Raw genomic sequence first — 19,901 nt, 5'->3', positions numbered from 1 at the left:
AGGCTTCGCCGCCGCCCCCAACTCCCCCGGTGCTCTCCACGTTTGCAAATACGGATTTCAGGAGGCACACCGATGCGCGGTGCAAGCCAGGCCAAGTGGGTCGTCGCAGCCGTTGCCGTCGCCCTTGCCGCGACCGCCTGTAACAACGACGGCTCGAGCGCCGACGGCAGCTCCAACGGTGCTGTCAACGCTCAGGGCGTGTTCAGCTACCAGAGCGCCGAGCCGCAGAACCCGCTCCAGCCGGCCAACGCCATGGAGAACCAGGGTGGCCGCATCGTCAAGCAGCTCTTCATGGGCCTTGTCGACTACGACCCCGCCTCCGGCGCGCTCCGCAACCAGGTGGCCGACAAGATCGAGACCACTGACGCCAAGAACTACACCGTCACCCTGAAGTCCGGCTGGACCTTCCACGACGGCACCCCGGTGACCGCCAAGTCGTTCGTCGACTCCTGGAACTGGTCCGCCAACACCAAGAACAACCAGATCAACTCCGACTGGTTCTCGGACATCGCCGGCTACGACGCCGTGCACCCCGAGAAGGGCGACCCGACCGCCGAGGCGATGTCCGGCCTCAAGGTCGTCGACGACACCCACTTCACCATCGAGCTGACCGCCCCGGTCTCGTACTTCCAGTACAAGCTCGGCTACTCGGCCTTCTACCCGCTGCCGACCGGCTTCTTCGCCGACCCGGCCGGCTACGGTCAGAAGCCGGTCGGCAACGGCCCCTACAAGTTCGTCTCGTGGGAGCACAACAAGGCGATCACGCTGGCGGCGTACGACAAGTACGCGGGCAGCAACAAGCCGAAGAACGGCGGCGTCGTCTTCAAGAACTACACGTCCGGCGAGGCGGCCTACAAGGACCTCACCTCGGACACCCTGGACGTGCTGGACCAGGTCGACCCGACCGACCTGCCCAAGTACAAGGACGACCTGGGCAACCGCGCGGTCGACCAGGCGCAGGGCGCCATCCAGAACATCTCGTTCGCGCTCTACCAGGGTGACTGGGCCGGCGTCGACAAGGCCAAGGTCCGTCAGGGCCTCTCGATGGCGATCGACCGCGACACCATCACCAAGACCGTGCTGAACGGCTCGCGTCAGCCCGCCGACAGCTGGGTCGCCCCCGGCGTCATGGGCTACAAGGCCGGCGCCTGCGGCGACGCCTGCAAGTTCGACCCGGCCAAGGCCAAGGAGCTCATCCAGGCCGGCGGCGGCGTGCCGAACAACAAGATCACCATCATCTACAACTCCGATGGCGGTCACAAGGAGTGGGTCGACGCGGTCTGCAACTCGATCCGCCAGTCGACCGGTGTCGAGTGCCTCGGTGACCCGAAGCCGGACTTCAAGACCTCGCGCGACATCATCCGCAAGAAGCAGGTGCCGAGCATGATGCGCACCGGCTGGGTCCAGGACTACCCGCTGAACGCCAACTTCCTGCGGGACGTCTACGGCACCGGCGCCTCGGCGAACGACGCCGCCTACTCCAGCCCGGAGTTCGACAAGTTCGCGCAGCAGGCCGACGAGGCCACCACGGTCGAGAAGACCGCCGAGCTGTACCAGCAGGCCGAGGCCGTGCTGGCTAAGGACATGCCGGCCATCCCGCTCTGGTACTACAAGACCAACTCCGGCTGGTCCAAGAACGTCCAGAACGTGAAGTTCGACTCCTTCGGCAACCCGGTCTACACCGACGTCGAGGTCAAGCAGAAGTAGTCAGGTCGGCACCGCACGGCTTGATGTGACAGCGGCCGGTGCCCGTCCGTACCCCCACAAGGGCAGGACTGGCACCGGCCGTTGGCACGCCGACTCACCTCTGGCCGGGATGACGGCCCGGCAGAGTAATACATGGAGGCACGATGGGGCGCTTTGTCGCGAGGCGACTGCTCCAGATGATCCCGGTCTTCCTGGGGACGACCGCGCTCATCTTCTTTATGGTGCACGTGCTACCGGGTGACCCGGTGAGTGCGATGTGGGGCGACAAGGCGCCGGATCCGGCCCAGCTCGCCGCGTTGAAGCACCAGTTGGGCTTCGACAAGACCCTGGTCGAGCAGTACCTCGACTACATGGGGAATCTGTTCACCGGCGACTTCGGCAAGACCATGGCCGGCCGGCCGGTGCTGGACGAGATCACTGCGGCCATGCCGGTCACCATCCGGCTCGCGCTGCTCGCCTTCGCCATCGAGATCGTTCTCGGCGTCACCATCGGTGTGTTCTCCGGCCTGCGCCGGGGCAAGGCCTTCGACAAGGCGACCCTGGTCCTGACGCTGCTGCTGATCTCGATACCGGTGCCGGTGCTCGGCTTCGTCTTCCAGACCATCTTCGCGACCGACCTCGGCTGGGTCACCCCGACCGTGCAGGACTCGATGGACCTGAGCCAGCTACTGCTGCCCGCCATCGTGCTGGGCTCGCTGTCGCTGGCGTACGTCGCCCGGCTCACCCGCACCTCCATCGCGGAGAACATCAAGGCCGACTACATCCGCACCGCGGTGGCCAAGGGGCTGCCCCGGCGCAAGGTGATCGGTACCCACCTCCTGCGCAACTCGATGATCCCCGTGGTCACCTTCCTGGGCACCGACCTGGGCGCCCTGATGGCCGGGGCGATCGTGACCGAGGGCATCTTCAACGTGAAGGGCGTCGGCAACGCGCTCTACCACGCGATCAACCTCAAGGAAGGCGCCACGGTCTCCGGCTTCGTCGTCGTCCTGGTGCTCGTCTACCTGGCCGCAAGCCTGATCGTCGACCTGCTCTACGCGGTCCTGGACCCGAGGATCCGGTATGCCTGACCTGATCGACAAGACCTCCGGGGACATCCCCGCCCAGCGTTCCGCAGCCCCCGAGTCCAAGCCCGAGAAGGCCAGGAGCCTCGGCTCGGACGCCTGGCAGGAGCTGCGCCGCAAGCCGGTCTTCGTGCTCTCGGCCCTGCTGATCCTGCTGCTGATCGTGATCGCCGTCGCCCCCGGGCTGTTCACCTCGGTGGACCCGCGGGCCGGTGACCTGCGTACGCACTTCCTGACCAAGCCGAACTACAGCCACCTGTTCCAGGGCGACTGGTTCGGTTACGACGGCCAGGGCCGCTCGATCTACGCCCGGATGATCTACGGCGCCCGCGCCTCGGTCGTCGTCGGCATCTGCGTCACCGCCGGTGTCACCCTCCTCGGTGGGTTCACGGGCATGATGGCCGGCTACTTCGGCGGCTGGGTGGACGCGCTGATCTCCCGGATCACCGACATCTTCTTCGGCATCCCGCTGCTGCTCGGCTCGCTGGTGATCCTCAACGCGTTCACCGACCGCACCGTCTGGAGCGTGGTCTTCGCGCTGGTCGCGCTCGGCTGGACCCAGATGACCCGCGTCATGCGCGGCTCGGTCATCACGGTCAAGCAGGCCGACTTCGTGACCGCCGCCAAGGCCCTCGGCGCGGGCACCTCGCGGATCCTGGTCAAGCACATCCTGCCGAACGCGATCGCCCCCGTGATCGTGGTCGCGACCATCGCCCTGGGCGGCTACATCGCCACCGAGGCGACGCTGAGCTTCCTCGGCATCGGTCTGCAGGACCCGACCATCTCCTGGGGCATCGACATCAACTCGGCCCAGAAGGTGATCCGCACCGCCCCGTTCGCACTGTTCTTCCCCGCCGGCATGCTGAGCCTGACCGTCCTGGCGTTCATCATGCTCGGTGACGCGGTGCGCGACGCCCTCGACCCGAAGCTGCGCTGAGAGAGGCGGACGCGAAATGACCACCGTCACCAAGACCACCACCGCCAAGGACGGGCGCCTCACCCCGGGCACCCCGCTCCTGGAGGTCCGCGACCTGCATGTGGAGTTCGTGACCCGGGACGGCATCGCCAAGGCCGTCAACGGTGTCAACTACTCCGTCGCCGCGGGCGAGACCCTCGCCGTGCTCGGCGAGTCCGGCTCCGGCAAGTCCGTCACGGCGCAGACCATCATGGGCATCCTGGACATGCCGCCCGGCCGGGTCACCTCGGGCGAGATCCTGTACCGCGGTCAGGACATGCTCAAGATGACCAAGGAGGAGCGCCGGCAGATCCGCGGCCAGAAGATCGCGATGATCTTCCAGGACGCGCTCTCCTCGCTCAACCCCGTGATGAGCGTGGGCTACCAGCTCGGCGAGATGTTCCGGGTGCACAAGGGCCTCTCCAAGAAGGAGGCCAAGGCCAAGGCCATCGAGCTGATGGACCGGGTGCGCATCCCCGCCGCCGCCCAGCGCGTCGGCGACTACCCGCACCAGTTCTCCGGCGGTATGCGCCAGCGCATCATGATCGCGATGGCGCTCTCCATGGAGCCCGACCTGATCATCGCGGACGAGCCCACCACCGCCCTGGACGTCACCGTCCAGGCCCAGGTGATGGACCTGCTCGCGGAGCTCCAGGCCGAGTACCACATGGGCCTGATCCTGATCACCCACGACCTCGGCGTGGTCGCCGACGTCGCGGACAAGATCGCCGTGATGTACGCCGGCCGGATCGTCGAGACGGCGCCGGTGCACGAGCTGTACGGCAACCCGGCGCACCCGTACACCAAGGGCCTGCTCCGGTCGATCCCGCGCCTGGACCAGAAGGGCCAGGACCTGTACGCGATCAAGGGCCTGCCCCCGAACCTGCTCAAGGTCCCGGCCGGCTGCGCGTTCAACCCCCGTTGTGACGTCGCCACCGACCTGTGCCGCACGGACATCCCCGCGCTGCACCAGGTGACCGACAAGGACGGCAACGAGCTGGCGGGCCGCCAGAGCGCATGCCACCTCTGGAAGGAGACCCTCCATGGCTGAGCCCATCCTGGAGGTCAAGGACCTGGTCAAGCACTACCCGCTGACCCAGGGCATCCTCTTCAAGAAGCAGGTCGGCGCGGTCAAGGCGGTCGACGGCATCAGCTTCGACCTGCACAAGGGCGAGACGCTCGGCATCGTCGGTGAGTCCGGCTGTGGTAAGTCGACCCTCGCCAAGGTGCTGATGAACCTGGAGCGGGCCACCTCCGGCCAGGTGTTGTTCAAGGGCGAGGACATCTCCAAGCTCTCCGGCGCCGCCCTCAAGGCGGTGCGCCGGAACATCCAGATGGTGTTCCAGGACCCGTACACCTCGCTGAACCCGCGGATGACGGTCGGCGACATCATCGGTGAGCCGTACGAGATCCACCCCGAGGTCGCCCCCAAGGGCGACCGCCGCAAGGCCGTCCAGGACCTGCTGGACGTCGTGGGCCTCAACCCGGAGTACATCAACCGGTACCCGCACCAGTTCTCCGGCGGCCAGCGTCAGCGCATCGGCATCGCCCGGGGTCTGGCGCTCAAGCCGGAGGTGATCATCTGTGACGAGCCCGTCTCGGCGCTGGACGTCTCCGTCCAGGCGCAGGTGATCAACCTGCTGGAGCAGCTCCAGAGCGACTTCAACCTCTCCTACATGTTCATCGCGCACGACCTCTCCATCGTCCGGCACATCTCCGACCGCGTCGGTGTGATGTACCTCGGCAAGATGGTCGAGATCGGCACCGACGAGCAGATCTACGACAACGCCACGCACCCGTACACCCAGGCACTGCTCTCCGCCGTGCCGGTGCCGGACCCGACGGCGCGTGCCAACCGCGACCGGATCATCCTCACCGGGGACATCCCCTCGCCGGCCAACCCGCCCTCGGGCTGCCGCTTCCGCACCCGCTGCTGGAAGGCCGAGGACCGCTGCGCGACCGAGGTGCCGCTGCTCGCGGTGCCGAAGGTGCTGGAGGGCCCGGCGGCGCACGAGTCCGCCTGCCACTTCGCCGAGGTCAGGACGCCCGCCGCGGTGTGATCCGGGCAGAGCGAGAACGAGGGCCCCGCAGTCCACAGTGCTGCGGGGCCCTCGGGCTCTTCCGGCGCCGCCACCTGACGGGGGCTTGGGCCGCACCCATCCGGCCGTACCCAGGTCGCGCCGCCGAGGCGGCGCCCTTCTCATGGGGTGTGATGCGACACACACCCCTGAGGAGGGACGTCCATGCCCGCAGCCACCCGCGTTCGATGGGCCCTGGCCGGCGCGACATCCGTGGCCCTGGTGGCCAGCGGGTGCAGCAGCAGCGGAGGCGGCGGTGGATCGTCCGACTCCGGAAAGTCCTTCAGCTACCAGAGCAGTGAGCCGCAGAACCCGCTCCAGCCCGCGAACGCGAACGAGAGCGGCGGCGGTCGCATCATCCAGAACCTGTTCAAGGGCCTGGTGGACTACGACCCCAGCAACGCCCAGCTGCGGATGCAGGTCGCGCAGTCGATCGACACCTCGGACGCGCAGACCTTCAACGTGACGCTGAAGAGCGGCTGGACCTTCCACGACGGGAGCCCCGTCACCGCCAACAGCTTCGTGGACGCCTGGAACTGGGCGGCGAACACCTCGAACAACCAGATCAACAGCTCCTGGTTCGGCGACATCGCGGGCTACAAGGACGTCCACCCGGAGAGCGGAGCCCCGACCGCGACCAAGATGTCCGGTCTGACCGTCACCGACGACACCCACTTCACCATCAAGCTCAGCACCAAGGTCTCGTACTTCGAGTACAAGCTCGGCTACATCGCCTTCTCGCCGTTGCCCACCAGCTTCTTCAGCGACCCGGCCGCGGCCGGCGAGAAGCCGATCGGCAACGGCCCGTACCAGTTCGTCAGCTGGGAGCACAACTCGCAGGTGGTGACCAAGACCTTCCCGAACTACATGGGAGTGGACAAGCCGAAGAACGGCGGCGTCGTCTTCAAGATGTACAACAGCGCCGAGGCGGCGTACGCGGACCTCCAGTCCAACAACCTGGACGTGATGGACCAGGTGCCGCCGTCCGCGCTGGCGACGTACAAGACCGACCTCGGGGACCGGGCCATCGACTCCCCGCAGGGCGCGATCCAGAACATCGGCTTCACGCTCTACCAGCCCGAGTGGTCGAGCCCGAACACGGCCAAGGTCCGCCAGGGGCTGTCGATGGCGATCGACCGGGCGACCATCACCAAGACCGTGCTGCAGGGCTCCCGTTCGCCCGCGAGCGCCTGGACCGCCGAGGGCGTCGAGGGCTACAAGGCCGGGACCTGCGGCGACTTCTGCAACTTCAACGTGGACCAGGCCAAGCAGCTGATCGCCGAGGGCGGCGGTGTGCCCGGCAACAAGCTCACGATCACCTACAACGCGGACGGTGGCCACAAGGAGTGGGTCGACGCCGTCTGCAACTCGATCCGCCAGTCCACCGGCGTCGACTGTCTCGGCGACCCGAAGACGGACTTCAAGACCGCGCGGGCCGCGATCACCGGGCACCAGATCAACGGCGCGTTCCGTACCGGCTGGGTGCAGGACTACCCGCTGAACGCCAACTTCCTCGCCGACGTGTACCGCACCGGCGCCGCCAGCAACGACTTCGGTTACAGCAGCCCGGAGTTCGACCAGTTGGCCAACCAGGCCGACCAGGCCGCCACCATCCAGGACTCGGCGACCGGCTACCAGAAGGCGGAGGCGGTGCTGGCGCAGGACATGCCGGCCATCCCGCTCTGGTACTACCGCACCAACTCCGGCTACTCCACGAACGTCCAGAACGTGACCTTCGACTCCTTCGGCAACCCGGCCTGGACCCAGGTCGAGGTCAAGGGCTGATTCCGACCCCTCGCCGGCCCCGCCCTCCCCGCACGGAGGGTGGGGCCCAGGCACTCAGGCACAGCGGAAGGAGGCGCGATGGGCAGCTACGTACTGCGGCGGGTGCTGCAGATGATCCCGGTGTTCTTCGGCACCACATTCCTGATCTTCATCATGGTCTACAGCCTGCCGGGCGACCCGGTCACGGCGCTGTTCGGGGAGAAGGCCGCGGACCCCGCGGTGGTGGCCAACATCAAGCACAAGTACTACCTGGACCAGCCGCTCTGGAAGCAGTACCTGCACTACATGGGCAACCTCTTCCAGGGTGACTTCGGGACGAGCTTCACCGGCCGCCCGGTCTCCGAGATCATGGCGGACGCGTTCCCGGTGACCATCCGGCTGGCCCTGATGGCCTTCGCCTTCGAGCTGGTCGTCGGCCTGGCGCTGGGCCTGGTCTCGGGCCTCAAGCGGGGCAGTCTCCAGGACAGCCTGGTGCTGGTGCTGACCCTGGTGGTGATCTCCATCCCGGTCTTCGTCCTGGCGTACGTCGCGCAGACCATCTTCGCGACCGACCTGGGCTGGGTCACCCCGACCGTCCAGGACTCCACGGACCTCTCCCAGCTGATCCTGCCCGCCATCGTGCTCGGCTCGCTCTCACTGGCGTTCGTCGCCCGGCTCACCCGGACCTCGATCGGCGAGAACCTGCGGGCCGACTACATGCGCACGGCCGTGGCCAAGGGCCTGCGCCGGCGGACCATCATCACCCGCCACCTGCTGCGCAACTCGCTGATCCCGGTCGTCACCTTCCTCGGCACCGACCTCGGCGCCCTGATGGGCGGTGCGATCGTCACCGAGGGCATCTTCAACGTCCAGGGCATCGGCAACGTCCTGTACCGGGCGATCAACCAGAAGGAGGGGCCGACCGTGGTCGGCATCGTGACCGTCCTGGTGATCGTCTACCTGGTCGCCAGCCTGATCGTCGACCTGCTCTACGCGGTCCTGGACCCGAGGATCCGCTATGCCTGACATGCATGAGGAGAGCGGCTTCGAACCGCACCCCACGCCCGGCGTCGACCATCTGGACTACGCCGGCGAGCAGGGCAGGGCGGTCGAGCAGGAGACGCTGATCGAGGCGGACCCGGTCAAGCGGGAGGAGGCCCGCAGCCTCTGGGGCGACGCCTGGCGGGATCTGCGACGGCGGCCGATCTTCCTGCTCTCGGCGGTGCTGATCGTGCTGCTGGTGGTGGTGTCGATCTTCCCGTGGGCCTTCACCGACGCCGATCCGCGCAAGGCCGACCTGGTCCACGACTACCTGAAGCGCCCGGACTGGACCGACTTCTTCGGGGCCGGCTGGTTCGGCTACGACGGCCAGGGCCGGAGCATCTACGCCCGGGTGGTGTACGGCGCCCGGGCCTCGGTCACGGTGGGCATCTGCGTCACCGCCGCGGTCACCCTGCTCGGCGGGCTGACCGGCATGGTGGCCGGGTACTTCGGCGGCGCCGTGGACGCGGTGCTCTCCCGGATCATCGACATCTTCTTCGGCATCCCGCTGCTGCTCGGCGCGCTGGTGCTGCTGAACGCGTTCACCATCCGCACGGTCTGGACGGTCGTCGTCGCCCTCGCGGTGCTCGGCTGGACCCAGATCGCCCGGGTCATGCGCGGCTCCGTCCTGACGATCAAACAGGCCGACTTCGTGGTGGCAGGCCGGGCGCTCGGCGCGGGCACCGGGCGGCTGATGCTGCGGCACATCCTGCCGAACGCCGTCGCCCCGGTGATCGTGGTCGCCACGATCGCGCTCGGCGGGTACATCGCCACCGAGGCGACGCTGAGCTTCCTCGGCATCGGCCTCCAGGCACCCACCATCTCCTGGGGCATCGACATCTCCTCGGCCCAGAAGGTGATCCGCACGGCCCCGTACGTGATGTTCTTCCCGGCCGCCGCACTGTCGGTCACCGTCCTGGCCTTCATCATGCTGGGCGACGCGGTGCGCGACGCCCTCGACCCGAAGCTGCGCTGAGCGAGGGGACGCATCGTGAGTACTGCTGTCGACACCGGCAAGCCCGCCCGGGAGGCGCCCTTCCAGGGGCCGCTGCTCGACGTCCGGGACCTGCACGTGGAGTTCGTGACCAGGGAGGGGGTGGCCAAGGCCGTCAACGGGGTCAACTACAGCGTCAGTGCCGGTGAGACGCTCGCCGTGCTCGGCGAGTCGGGCTCCGGCAAGTCGGTCACGGCGCAGGCGATCATGGGCATCCTGGACATGCCGCCGGCCCGCATCCCCAAGGGCGAGATCCGCTTCCGGGGCCAGGACATGCTGACGATGGGCAAGGAGGAGCGCCGGCAGATCCGTGGCCAGAAGATCGCGATGATCTTCCAGGACGCGCTCTCCTCGCTCAACCCGGTGCTCACCGTGGGCTACCAGCTCGGCGAGATGTTCCGGGCCCACCACGGCACTTCGCGCAAGGAGGCGCAGGCCAAGTCCGTCGAGCTGATGGACCGGGTGCGCATCCCCGCCGCCAAGGACCGGGTGGGGGACTACCCGCACCAGTTCTCCGGCGGTATGCGCCAGCGCATCATGATCGCGATGGCGCTGGCCCTCGAACCCGACCTGATCATCGCGGACGAGCCCACCACCGCCCTGGACGTGACCGTCCAGGCCCAGGTGATGGACCTGCTCGCGGAGCTCCAGGCCGAGTACCACATGGGCCTGATCCTGATCACCCACGACCTCGGCGTGGTCGCCGACGTCGCGGACAAGATCGCCGTGATGTACGCCGGCCGGATCGTCGAGACGGCCCCCGTGCACGAGCTGTACGCCCGGCCCGCCCACCCGTACACCCGGGGCCTGCTGGACTCCATCCCGCGGCTGGACCAGAAGGGCCAGGAGCTCTACGCGATCAAGGGGCTGCCGCCCAACCTGCTGCGGATCCCGCCGGGCTGCGCCTTCAACCCGCGCTGCCCGCGCGCGCAGGACATCTGTCGTGCCGAGGTGCCCGGGCTGTTCCCGGTCACCGAGGAGGACGGCACCGAGATCCCCGGCCGGGGCAGCGCCTGCTTCTTCTGGAAGGAGACCCTCCATGGTTAGCGGGGCCCACGCGCTGAACGTGCCGGTACCGGAGGACGTCGTGTTCGCGAGGCCGGTCGCGGCCGGCGAGCCGATCCTTGAGGTGCGGGAGCTGGTGAAGCACTTCCCGCTCACCAAGGGCATCGTCTTCAAGAAGCAGGTCGGCGCGGTCAAGGCGGTCGACGGGATCAGCTTCGACCTGCGCCAGGGGGAGACGCTCGGCATCGTCGGTGAGTCCGGCTGTGGCAAGTCGACCCTCGCCAAGGTGCTGATGAACCTGGAGCCGGCCTCGGGCGGGTCGGTGAAGTTCAAGGGGGAGGAGATCTCCAAGCTGTCGGGTGCGGCGCTGAAGGCGGTGCGCCGGAACATCCAGATGGTGTTCCAGGACCCGTACACCTCGCTGAACCCGCGGATGACGGTCGGCGACATCATCGGTGAGCCGTACGAGATCCACCCCGAGGTCGCCCCCAAGGGCGACCGCCGCAAGGCCGTCCAGGACCTGCTGGACGTCGTGGGCCTCAACCCGGAGTACATCAACCGGTACCCGCACCAGTTCTCCGGCGGCCAGCGTCAGCGCATCGGCATCGCCCGGGGTCTGGCGCTCAAGCCGGAGGTGATCATCTGTGACGAGCCCGTCTCGGCGCTGGACGTCTCCGTCCAGGCGCAGGTGATCAACCTGCTGGAGCAGCTCCAGAGCGACTTCAACCTCTCCTACATGTTCATCGCGCACGACCTCTCCATCGTCCGGCACATCTCCGACCGGGTCGGTGTGATGTACCTCGGCAAGATGGTCGAGATCGGCAGTGACCTGGAGATCTACGAGCACGCCACGCACCCGTACACCCAGGCGCTGCTCTCCGCGGTACCGGTGCCCGACCCGACCGCGCGGGAGGTCCGGGACCGGATCGTGCTGACCGGTGACGTGCCCTCGCCGGCCAACCCGCCCTCGGGCTGCCGGTTCCGTACCCGCTGCTGGAAGGCGCAGGAGCGGTGCGCCGTCGAGGAGCCGCTGCTGGCCGCGCCGTCCTGGCTGGAGGGGCTCGCCCAGCACGAGTCGGCCTGCCACTTCGCGGCGGAGCGGGATCACACCGCGCCCTCCTGAATTCACCGGAAATACCTTCTGATCCCACTGGTAACAGCAGCACCATAGGCAACAGAAGAATCAATAGCACCATGGGCACCAATTAGCGCGCCCCCCACCGGGGGCGCGCTTTCCCGTGCGCCCGACCGGAACTCCCGAATGCTGGGCGCGCGATTGAAGAGCTTTTGAGTGTTACGCCGCGTAAGGTGCCGAATTCCGGAGCTTCCTGTTCGGTATTCGGCAACCGGAGGAAGAGGCTCCGCGCGCGATATGCCGGAATTTGGCGAGCATTGTCATGACTTGGCCTGAGCATGTAACTGAAAAGAGATGTGACGACGATTCCGCCGGAGGGGGTGGGTGATCGATAGTTGCTCTGCGCGTATCAGTGGTCACAACGCCGACGCGGCGCACTGCCCTGATGTCCGATCCTCGCCGTGGCCGGCACACCGAGTGGCGAGGTTGCCGTTCGTTCGTAAGCCCCTAAATCGAGAGGCAGTTGAATGAGGCTCACCAAGACGATGCGTTGGACCGCTCTGGCGGCGTGTACGGCACTCGCGATCTCCGCGTGCAGCACCGGTGGCGGCAAGAAGGCGACGGACGCGGCGAGCGGTGGGGCGGCGGGGAAGACCGGCGGTTCGATCAGTGTCGAGTCCGGTGAGCCCCAGCACGGACTGGTTCCTCAGAACACCGCGGAGTCCGAGGGTTCGGCGGTGCTGAGCGCGATCTTCGCCGGCCTGGTCAAGTACGACGTCAAGACGAGTGAGCCGAAGCTGCGGGTGGCCGAGTCGATCGACACCAAGGACTCCACGCTCTGGACGATCAAGCTGAAGGACGGCTACACCTTCCACAACGGCGAGAAGGTCACCGCGAAGTCCTTTGTGGATGCCTGGAACTACGGTGCCAACCAGGACAACGCGCTGGAGGGCCTGCCGTTCTTCGACAAGATTCTCGGGTCCGAGGAGCTTGCGCCGGGTAAGGACAAGAAGCCCACCGGCAAGGAACTCAAGGGCCTCAAGGTCATCGACGACAAGACCTTCACCGTCACTCTGAAGGCGCCGTTCTCCCAGTTCAAGACCATGCTGGGCTACAACGCCTTCTTCCCGCTCCCGGCCGCGTTCTTCAATGACCCGAAGGCGTTCGACGACGCGCCGATCGGAAATGGCCCGTTCCAGATGGACGGGAAGTGGGAGCACAACAAGCAGATCAAGGTGAAGCGTTTCGAGAACTTCCCGGCGGCGGACGGAAAGGCGAAGCTGGATTCCGTCACCTTCAAGATCTACGAGAAGCTCGAAACGGCCTACAACGATCTCCGCGCGGACACCATCCAGATCACCAACAAGCTGCCGATCTCGGCGATGGCCACCGTCGCCCAGGAGTTCGGTGACCGGTACGTCTACCAGCCGGAGTCGGCCATCGGCTACCTCGGCTTCCCGATCGCCACCAACCCGGCGTTCGCCAAGCCGGACATCCGCAAGGCGATCTCGATGGCGATCGACCGCGACGCGATCTGCAAGACCATCTTCAGTGGCACCCGCAAGCCGGCCGATGACTTCATCAGCCCGATCATCCCCGGCTACCGCAAGGGCGCGCTCGGCGACGTCGCCAAGTACGACCCGGCCAAGGCCAAGGCGCTCTTCAGCCAGGCCGGCGGTCTGCCCGGCAACGCCATGGAGATCGGCTACAACGCCGACGGCGGCCACAAGGAGTGGATCGAGGCGGTCGGCAACCAGCTGAAGGCCAACCTGGGCGTCGACGTCACCTTCAAGCCGTTCGAGAAGTTCGGCGCGATCCTCACCGCGCTCGGCGACCAGAAGTACAGCGGCGCCTTCCGGATGGCCTGGTCGATGGACTACCCGGCGGCCGAGAACTACCTGCGCCCGATCTTCTCCAAGATCGCGATCGAGAACGGCTCCAACTACGGCGGCTATGTCAACGAGGACTTCGAGGCCCTGCTGGACAAGGCCGACAAGGCGACCACTCAGGAGGAAGGTCTGAAGCTGTACCAGCAGGCCGACGACGTCCTGATCAAGGAGGTCCCGTACATCCCGATCTACACGTACATGTCCTCCTCGGCCTACACCAAGACCGTCAAGAACGTCGCCGTCGACGCCCAGAGCCGCATCGACTTCGCCAACGTCGAACTGGCCTGACCGCCCTCCAGCTGGTGGTCCGTCCCGGTGGGCGGCGCGGGAGACCCCCGTGCCGCCCGTCGGTGGCGTACCCCCCAACCACGAGGAGGCCTCATGGGCCGCTATGTGGTCCGCCGGGTGATCCAGGCCATTCCTGTGATCCTCGGCGCGACGTTCCTGATCTACGCGCTGGTCTTCCTGCTGCCTGGCGATCCCATTACGGCACTGGCCGGTGAGAAACGCAGCGATCCGACCGTGGTGGCGGTGCTCCAGGAGCGCTACCACCTGAACGACCCGTTCTTCGTCCAGTACTGGTACTACCTCTCGCACCTGTTCATGGGCGACTTCGGCGAGGACTACCGGGGCAACGCGGTGGTGGACGTGATGTCCAACGCCTTCCCGTACACCATCAACCTGGCGTTGACGGCGCTCGGCATCGAGATGGTCGTCGGCGTGACGGCCGGTGTGGCGGCGGCGCTGCGGCGCGGGCGGTTCATCGACAACGTGGTGATGATCTCGACCCTGATGGTGATCTCCATCCCGGTCTTCGTGATCGGCTTCGTGCTCCAGCTGCTGCTGGGGGTGAAGCTCAAGACCGACTACGACATCGACTTCTTCCCGGTCTCCTTCAACGAGGAGGCGGGGTTCAGGTCGTATCTGATGCCCGCCTATGTGCTGGCCTCCACCTCCCTGGCGTACGTCGCCCGGCTCACCCGGACCAGCCTGATCGAGGTGATGCGCGCGGACTACGTGCGCACCGCCGTCGCCAAGGGCCTCGGCCCGCTGCGGGTGGTGGTCCGGCACGGGCTGCGCAACGCGCTGATCCCGATCGTCACCTTCCTGGGCATGGACCTGGGCGGGCTGATGGGCGGTGCGGTGATCACCGAGGGCATCTTCAACATCCCCGGCGTCGGCCACCAGCTCTTCCAGTCCGTCTACCTGCGGGAGCGGACCATCGTGGTGGGCATCGTGAGCGCGCTGGTGATGGTGTACCTGTTCGCCAACCTGGTGGTCGACCTGCTGTACGCCGTCCTTGACCCGAGGATCCGCTATGAGTGAGCCGACCAAGAGCGACCACGCGGCCGACCCGGTGCCGGCCGACAGCGTCACCATCCCCGGGCAGGCCACCGGCGAACCGGCCACGGCGGCCGTACCCGAGCCCGGCGGCAAGGGCGAGCGGGTCGCCAGCCTCTGGACGGACGCCTGGTACGACCTGCGGCGCAGCCCGCTGTTCCTGATCGGCGCCGTGCTGGTGCTGTTCATGGTGGCGCTGGCGATCGCCCCGGGGCTGTTCACCGACCAGGACCCGCGGTCGGCGGGCTTCTGCCAGCTCCAGGACTCGCTGAGGCGCCCGAGCGCCGAGCACTGGTTCGGCTTCGACGTGCAGGGCTGCGACGTCTACACCCGTACGGTGTGGGGCGCCCGGAACTCGATCATCGTCGGTCTGCTGACCACCACGCTGGTGGTGCTGGTGGGCGGGGTGCTCGGACTGCTGGCCGGGTGGGTCGGCGGGCTCTGGGACAGCCTGCTCTCCCGGGTCACCGAGATCTTCTTCGCCATCCCGCTGCTGCTCGGCGGCATGCTGATCATGGCCAACTTCCAGAAGGGCAACGCCTTCACGGTCTCGATGGTGATGGCCGTCCTCGGCTGGCCGCAGATCTACCGGCTGATGCGCTCGGCGGTGCTCGCCAACAAGCACAACGACTACGTGGTGGCCGCCAGGGCGCTGGGCGCGGGCACTGGACGGATCGTCAGCCGGCACATCCTGCCCAACGCGGTGGCCCCGGTCATCGTGGTGTCGACCATCAACCTGGGCGTGTACATCGGGGCGGAGGCCGCGCTCTCCTACCTGGGGATCGGCATCCAGTCCCCGGCCATCTCCTGGGGTCTGATGATCAGCGACGCGCAGTCCCGCTTCCTCAACGCCCCGCACGTGCTGCTGTTCCCGGCCGTCGTGCTGAGTGTGACGGTGCTGGCGTTCATCATGCTCGGCGACGCGGTGCGCGACGCCCTCGACCCGAAGCTGCGCTGAGGAGGGCTGCGGACGATGACTTCCGTACCGAAGCTTTCGAAGGACGCCACGGCACCCGGCGAGACGGTGGAGGTGCTCGGCGGGCGCGAGCAACTGACGTCCGGCACGCCGCTGCTGGAGGTCGACGACCTCCACATCGAGTTCCACACCCGGGACGGCGTGGCCAAGGCCGTCAACGGGGTCAGCTACTCGGTCGCGGCCGGGGAGACCCTGGCGGTGCTGGGGGAGTCCGGCTCCGGTAAGTCGGTGACCGCGCAGGCGATCATGGGCATCCTGGACATGCCACCCGGCCGGATCACCGCGGGTGAGATCCGCTTCCGCGGCGAGAACCTGCTCGCCATGAGCTCCAAGGACCGGCGGGCGATCCGCGGCCGCAAGGTCGCGATGATCTTCCAGGACGCGCTCTCCTCGCTCAACCCCGTGCTGAGCGTGGGCTACCAGCTGGGCGAGATGTTCCGGGTGCACCAGGGCGCCTCCCGCAAGGAGGCGAAGGAGAAGGCCGTCGAGCTGATGGAGCGGGTGCGCATCCCGGCGGCCAGGCAGCGGGTGGGGGACTACCCGCACCAGTTCTCCGGTGGTATGCGCCAGCGCATCATGATCGCGATGGCGCTGGCCCTGGAGCCGGACCTGATCATCGCGGACGAGCCGACCACCGCCCTGGACGTGACCGTCCAGGCCCAGGTGATGGACCTGCTCGCGGAGCTCCAGGCCGAGTTCAACATGGGCCTGATCCTGATCACCCACGACCTCGGCGTGGTCGCCGACGTCGCGGACAAGATCGCGGTGATGTACGCCGGCCGGATCGTCGAGACGGCCCCCGTGCACGAGCTGTACGCCCGGCCCGCGCACCCGTACACCAAGGGACTGCTGAACTCGATCCCGCGGCTGGACCAGAAGGGCCAGGACCTGTACGCCATCAAGGGCCTGCCCCCGAGCCTGCTGCGCATCCCCGAGGGCTGCGCCTTCAACCCGCGCTGCGACCGGGCGGTGGACCTGTGCCGTGGTGAACTGCCCCGGCTGGTACCGGTGCTGGACGCGGACGGCGGCGAGCTGCCGGGCCGGCGCAGTGCCTGCCACCTCTGGAAGGAGACCCTCCATGGCTGAGCCCATCCTGGAGGTCAAGGACCTGGTCAAGCACTACCCGCTGACCCAGGGCATCCTCTTCAAGCGGCAGGTCGGCGCGGTGAAGGCGGTCGACGGGATCTCCTTCGGGCTGCGGAAGGGGGAGACGCTCGGCATCGTCGGTGAGTCCGGCTGTGGCAAGTCGACCCTCGCCAAGGTGCTGATGAACCTGGAGCGGGCCACCTCCGGCCAGGTGCTGTTCAAGGGCGAGGACATCTCCAAGCTCTCCGGCGCCGCCCTCAAGGCGGTGCGCCGGAACATCCAGATGGTGTTCCAGGACCCGTACACCTCGTTGAACCCGCGGATGACGGTCGGCGACATCATCGGTGAGCCGTTCGAGATCCATCCCGAGGTCGCCCCCAAGGGCGACCGCCGCAGGGCGGTGCAGGACCTGCTGGACGTGGTCGGCCTCAACCCGGAGTACATCAACCGGTACCCGCACCAGTTCTCCGGCGGTCAGCGTCAGCGCATCGGCATCGCCCGGGGTCTGGCGCTCAAGCCGGAGGTGATCATCTGTGACGAGCCCGTCTCGGCGCTGGACGTCTCCGTCCAGGCGCAGGTGATCAACCTGCTGGAGCAGCTCCAGAGCGACTTCGAGCTCTCCTACATGTTCATCGCGCACGACCTCTCCATCGTCCGGCACATCTCCGACCGGGTCGGTGTGATGTACCTCGGCAAGATGGTCGAGATCGGGACGGAGGACGAGATCTACGCGTCCCCGACCCACCCGTACACCCAGGCGCTGCTCTCCGCGGTACCGGTGCCCGACCCGACCGGCCGGGAGGGGCGGGAGCGCATCCTGCTCACCGGTGACCTGCCCTCGCCGGCCAACCCGCCCTCGGGCTGCCGGTTCCGCACCCGCTGCTGGAAGGCGCAGGAGCGGTGCGCCGTGGAGGAGCCGCTGCTGGCCGTTCCCGGCCTGCTGAAGGGCGCGGCGGCGCACGAGTCGGCCTGCCACTTCGCGGAGGTACGGGACGTGGTCGGCGCGGGCTGAGCACGCTGCGCGAGCGGGCCGGCCGAGCGCGCGGGCCGGACAAAGGGGCCGGGCCCCGGGAGAATCTCCCGGGGCCCGGCCGTTCAGCGTGGTGCGGCTACCGTCACTTCTGGAAGCCGACGTTCTCCCAGACGACGTCCGAGAGGCCCTGGGCACCGATGTTGGCCAGGTTCTTCTTGGCGCCGAAGATCGCCGGACGCTGGTACAGGGTGACCAGGCCCGCGATCTTCCAGAGCTCCTCGTCGGCCTTGTTGATCTCCTGGAACTCCGTGGTCACGTCCGACGCGGCGGCGGCCCGGTCGAAGGCGGCGTCGGCCTCGGCGCTGCCGACCTGGGCGTAGTTGCTGACCGTGCCGAGCCCGAAGTTGGGCTTGGCGCTGGAGGCCGGGAACGGCGTGCCGAGCAGCGCGTAGACCGTCATGTCGAAGTCGAACTTGTAGATGTACTTGTCGAAGAACTCGTTCGACGGGGCGGTGAAGGTGTTGACCTTGATGCCGACGTTCTTCAGCATCTCGGTGATCATCGAGGACTCGTTCTGGGCCACGGGGACACCGGCCGGGATGACGAGCTTGAGCTCCATCGCCTTGCCGTCCTTCTTGCGGACGTCACCGTCGAGCTTCCAGCCCGCGTCGTCGAGCTTCTTCTTGGCGGCCTCGGGGTCGAACTTGCTCAGGCCGTTGGAGTTGTCCTTGTAACCGTTCTGGTTGGCCACCAGCAGGTGGTTGTTCAGTGCGGTGGCCGGCCAGTTGAGGCCGTTCAGGTCGGCCTTGGCGATGGTGTCGCGGTCGATGGCCTGGAAGATCGCCTGACGCACGGTGGCCTCGGTCAGCTGCGGGCTCTTGCCGTTCAGCTGGACGTGGCGGAAGTTCGGGCCGCCGGCCTCGCGGACCGCACCGTCCGCGGTGCCCTGGATGGCCTTGAAACCGGCCACGTCGGGGCCGTTGTTGTAGAAGTCGACCTCACCGTTGGCGAAGGCCTTGGGGGCGGCGCCCGGGTCCATGGCGTGGAAGACGACCTTCTCCAGCATCGGCTTGTCGCCCCACCAGTTGGGGTCGGCCACCACGCTGACGGTCTGCGCGGTCTTGTCGAACTTCTCGAACTTGAACGGGCCGGCGGTGACCGGGATGGCGTCCACGTACGCGGTGTTGAACTTGTCGGCGGTGTCCATCTGGCTGCCCGGGAGGAGCGGCGCGTTGGCGACCGAGTTGAACATGCCCTGCCACTCCGAGAACGGCTTGGCGAAGGTCATGATCGCCTGGTAGTCGTCCTTGCCCTTGACGACGCTGTCGACCTGGTCGAAGCCGACGGTGCTGGTCGCCTTGAAGTTGGCGTCCTTGCCGTTCTGGGCCTTCCAGTTGAGCTCGATGTCCTTCCAGGTGATCGGCGTGCCGTCCGACCACTTGGCCTTGGGGTTGAGGGTCCAGGTGACGACCTGCTTGCCGTCCTTGGTCTCGGCCTTGGCGTCCTGCAGGTACGCCGGGTTCGGGGTCTGGGTGCCACCGGCGTCCGAGCGCCACAGGGTCGGGAAGAGCGTCTTGGCGACCTCGATGGTCGAGCTCTCGTTGCCGTCCGCCTCGAGGGGGCTCCACTGGCTGGAGAACTGGTCGATCGAGTAGTGCAGCGTGCCACCCTGCTTGAGGGCGGAACGGTCCTGCGCGTTGATGTCGATCGCCGTCATCTTCGGGGCCTCGGTGGCCTTCGCGGCGTTGTCCGCGCTGCCCTTGCTGGAGCTGCAGGCGGTCAGCGAGAGGGACGCGACGGCGACGGAGGCGACCAGGGCGAGCGGGATTCTGCTGTGCTTCACGGGAGTTCCCCCAGTGGGTTTCGGGCGGGTGAGGCGGTGCGGGTGATACGGGTGGCTCTTGGGTGGTTCTGGGGTGGTACGGGTGACCGGACCCCGGGGCGAAGGAAGAC

The 19,901-nt window shown here is 67.3% G+C and carries 16 protein-coding genes; 15 read left to right on the top strand and 1 reads right to left on the bottom strand.

The window, feature by feature from the left end; genetic code table 11:
* Window positions 1–72: 72 nt before the first annotated feature.
* The 15 genes from ACIBH3_RS01290 (at window position 73) to ACIBH3_RS01220 (ending at window position 17,987) form a co-directional block, all read left to right on the top strand.
* Window positions 73–1,707: an ABC transporter substrate-binding protein gene (locus ACIBH3_RS01290; protein ID WP_396309752.1), complete on the top strand. Its 1,635-nt coding sequence runs from the start codon at window positions 73–75 to the stop codon at window positions 1,705–1,707.
* A gap of 143 nt (window positions 1,708–1,850) precedes the next feature.
* Complete coding sequence (locus tag ACIBH3_RS01285) at window positions 1,851–2,777, top strand: ABC transporter permease (RefSeq protein ID WP_396309751.1); 927 nt, start codon at window positions 1,851–1,853, stop codon at window positions 2,775–2,777.
* Window positions 2,770–3,708: an ABC transporter permease gene (locus ACIBH3_RS01280; RefSeq protein ID WP_396309750.1), complete on the top strand. Its 939-nt coding sequence runs from the start codon at window positions 2,770–2,772 to the stop codon at window positions 3,706–3,708. The genes ACIBH3_RS01285 and ACIBH3_RS01280 overlap by 8 nt, the downstream gene beginning before the upstream one ends.
* Before the next feature lie 16 nt (window positions 3,709–3,724).
* Window positions 3,725–4,777 (top strand): ABC transporter ATP-binding protein, encoded by a 1,053-nt coding sequence (locus ACIBH3_RS01275; protein WP_396309749.1) that lies wholly within the window; start codon window positions 3,725–3,727, stop codon window positions 4,775–4,777.
* On the top strand, window positions 4,770–5,786 hold the full coding sequence (locus tag ACIBH3_RS01270) for an ABC transporter ATP-binding protein (RefSeq protein ID WP_396309748.1): 1,017 nt from the start codon (window positions 4,770–4,772) through the stop codon (window positions 5,784–5,786). The genes ACIBH3_RS01275 and ACIBH3_RS01270 overlap by 8 nt, the downstream gene beginning before the upstream one ends.
* Before the next feature lie 183 nt (window positions 5,787–5,969).
* Entirely contained in the window at window positions 5,970–7,589 is a 1,620-nt protein-coding gene (locus ACIBH3_RS01265; protein ID WP_396309747.1) for an ABC transporter substrate-binding protein, read from the top strand.
* 78 nt (window positions 7,590–7,667) lie between these two features.
* Complete coding sequence (locus ACIBH3_RS01260) at window positions 7,668–8,594, top strand: ABC transporter permease (protein WP_396309746.1); 927 nt, start codon at window positions 7,668–7,670, stop codon at window positions 8,592–8,594.
* Window positions 8,587–9,585 (top strand): ABC transporter permease, encoded by a 999-nt coding sequence (locus tag ACIBH3_RS01255; protein WP_396309745.1) that lies wholly within the window; start codon window positions 8,587–8,589, stop codon window positions 9,583–9,585. Before ACIBH3_RS01260 ends, ACIBH3_RS01255 begins: the two co-directional genes overlap by 8 nt.
* Window positions 9,586–9,600: 15 nt before the next feature.
* The gene (locus ACIBH3_RS01250; RefSeq protein WP_396309744.1) at window positions 9,601–10,650 is read left to right on the top strand and encodes an ABC transporter ATP-binding protein; all 1,050 of its coding nucleotides are present in this window, start codon (window positions 9,601–9,603) and stop codon (window positions 10,648–10,650) included.
* Window positions 10,643–11,731: an ABC transporter ATP-binding protein gene (locus ACIBH3_RS01245; protein WP_396309743.1), complete on the top strand. Its 1,089-nt coding sequence runs from the start codon at window positions 10,643–10,645 to the stop codon at window positions 11,729–11,731. Before ACIBH3_RS01250 ends, ACIBH3_RS01245 begins: the two co-directional genes overlap by 8 nt.
* Window positions 11,732–12,210: 479 nt before the next feature.
* Entirely contained in the window at window positions 12,211–13,860 is a 1,650-nt protein-coding gene (locus tag ACIBH3_RS01240) for an ABC transporter substrate-binding protein (protein ID WP_396309742.1), read from the top strand.
* Between the two features lie 93 nt (window positions 13,861–13,953).
* Window positions 13,954–14,898, top strand: coding sequence for an ABC transporter permease (locus ACIBH3_RS01235; RefSeq protein ID WP_396309741.1), 945 nt, complete (start codon window positions 13,954–13,956; stop codon window positions 14,896–14,898).
* Entirely contained in the window at window positions 14,891–15,871 is a 981-nt protein-coding gene (locus tag ACIBH3_RS01230) for an ABC transporter permease (RefSeq protein ID WP_396309740.1), read from the top strand. Before ACIBH3_RS01235 ends, ACIBH3_RS01230 begins: the two co-directional genes overlap by 8 nt.
* Window positions 15,872–15,886: 15 nt before the next feature.
* Complete coding sequence (locus tag ACIBH3_RS01225; protein WP_396309739.1) at window positions 15,887–16,975, top strand: ABC transporter ATP-binding protein; 1,089 nt, start codon at window positions 15,887–15,889, stop codon at window positions 16,973–16,975.
* Window positions 16,968–17,987 (top strand): ABC transporter ATP-binding protein, encoded by a 1,020-nt coding sequence (locus ACIBH3_RS01220; RefSeq protein ID WP_396309738.1) that lies wholly within the window; start codon window positions 16,968–16,970, stop codon window positions 17,985–17,987. Before ACIBH3_RS01225 ends, ACIBH3_RS01220 begins: the two co-directional genes overlap by 8 nt.
* A gap of 103 nt (window positions 17,988–18,090) precedes the next feature.
* Here ACIBH3_RS01220 and ACIBH3_RS01215 read toward each other — a convergent pair whose 3' ends face one another.
* Complete coding sequence (locus tag ACIBH3_RS01215) at window positions 18,091–19,791, bottom strand: ABC transporter family substrate-binding protein (RefSeq protein WP_396309737.1); 1,701 nt, start codon at window positions 19,789–19,791, stop codon at window positions 18,091–18,093.
* Between the last annotated feature and the right edge of the window lie 110 nt (window positions 19,792–19,901).

It is taken from the genome of Kitasatospora sp. NPDC050543, assembly GCF_044457565.1.
Lineage (GTDB): Bacteria > Actinomycetota > Actinomycetes > Streptomycetales > Streptomycetaceae > Kitasatospora.
Note: the sequence above shows the minus strand (reverse complement) of the source record. Positions and strands in the feature narration are given on the sequence as shown.

Coding starts and splice junctions, on each gene's coding strand:
- ACIBH3_RS01290 (WP_396309752.1), top strand. CDS start 73: ATGCGCGGTGCAAGCCAGGCCAAGTGGGTCGTCGCAGCCGTTGCCGTC.
- ACIBH3_RS01285 (WP_396309751.1), top strand. CDS start 1,851: ATGGGGCGCTTTGTCGCGAGGCGACTGCTCCAGATGATCCCGGTCTTC.
- ACIBH3_RS01280 (WP_396309750.1), top strand. CDS start 2,770: ATGCCTGACCTGATCGACAAGACCTCCGGGGACATCCCCGCCCAGCGT.
- ACIBH3_RS01275 (WP_396309749.1), top strand. CDS start 3,725: ATGACCACCGTCACCAAGACCACCACCGCCAAGGACGGGCGCCTCACC.
- ACIBH3_RS01270 (WP_396309748.1), top strand. CDS start 4,770: ATGGCTGAGCCCATCCTGGAGGTCAAGGACCTGGTCAAGCACTACCCG.
- ACIBH3_RS01265 (WP_396309747.1), top strand. CDS start 5,970: ATGCCCGCAGCCACCCGCGTTCGATGGGCCCTGGCCGGCGCGACATCC.
- ACIBH3_RS01260 (WP_396309746.1), top strand. CDS start 7,668: ATGGGCAGCTACGTACTGCGGCGGGTGCTGCAGATGATCCCGGTGTTC.
- ACIBH3_RS01255 (WP_396309745.1), top strand. CDS start 8,587: ATGCCTGACATGCATGAGGAGAGCGGCTTCGAACCGCACCCCACGCCC.
- ACIBH3_RS01245 (WP_396309743.1), top strand. CDS start 10,643: ATGGTTAGCGGGGCCCACGCGCTGAACGTGCCGGTACCGGAGGACGTC.
- ACIBH3_RS01240 (WP_396309742.1), top strand. CDS start 12,211: ATGAGGCTCACCAAGACGATGCGTTGGACCGCTCTGGCGGCGTGTACG.
- ACIBH3_RS01235 (WP_396309741.1), top strand. CDS start 13,954: ATGGGCCGCTATGTGGTCCGCCGGGTGATCCAGGCCATTCCTGTGATC.
- ACIBH3_RS01230 (WP_396309740.1), top strand. CDS start 14,891: ATGAGTGAGCCGACCAAGAGCGACCACGCGGCCGACCCGGTGCCGGCC.
- ACIBH3_RS01225 (WP_396309739.1), top strand. CDS start 15,887: ATGACTTCCGTACCGAAGCTTTCGAAGGACGCCACGGCACCCGGCGAG.
- ACIBH3_RS01220 (WP_396309738.1), top strand. CDS start 16,968: ATGGCTGAGCCCATCCTGGAGGTCAAGGACCTGGTCAAGCACTACCCG.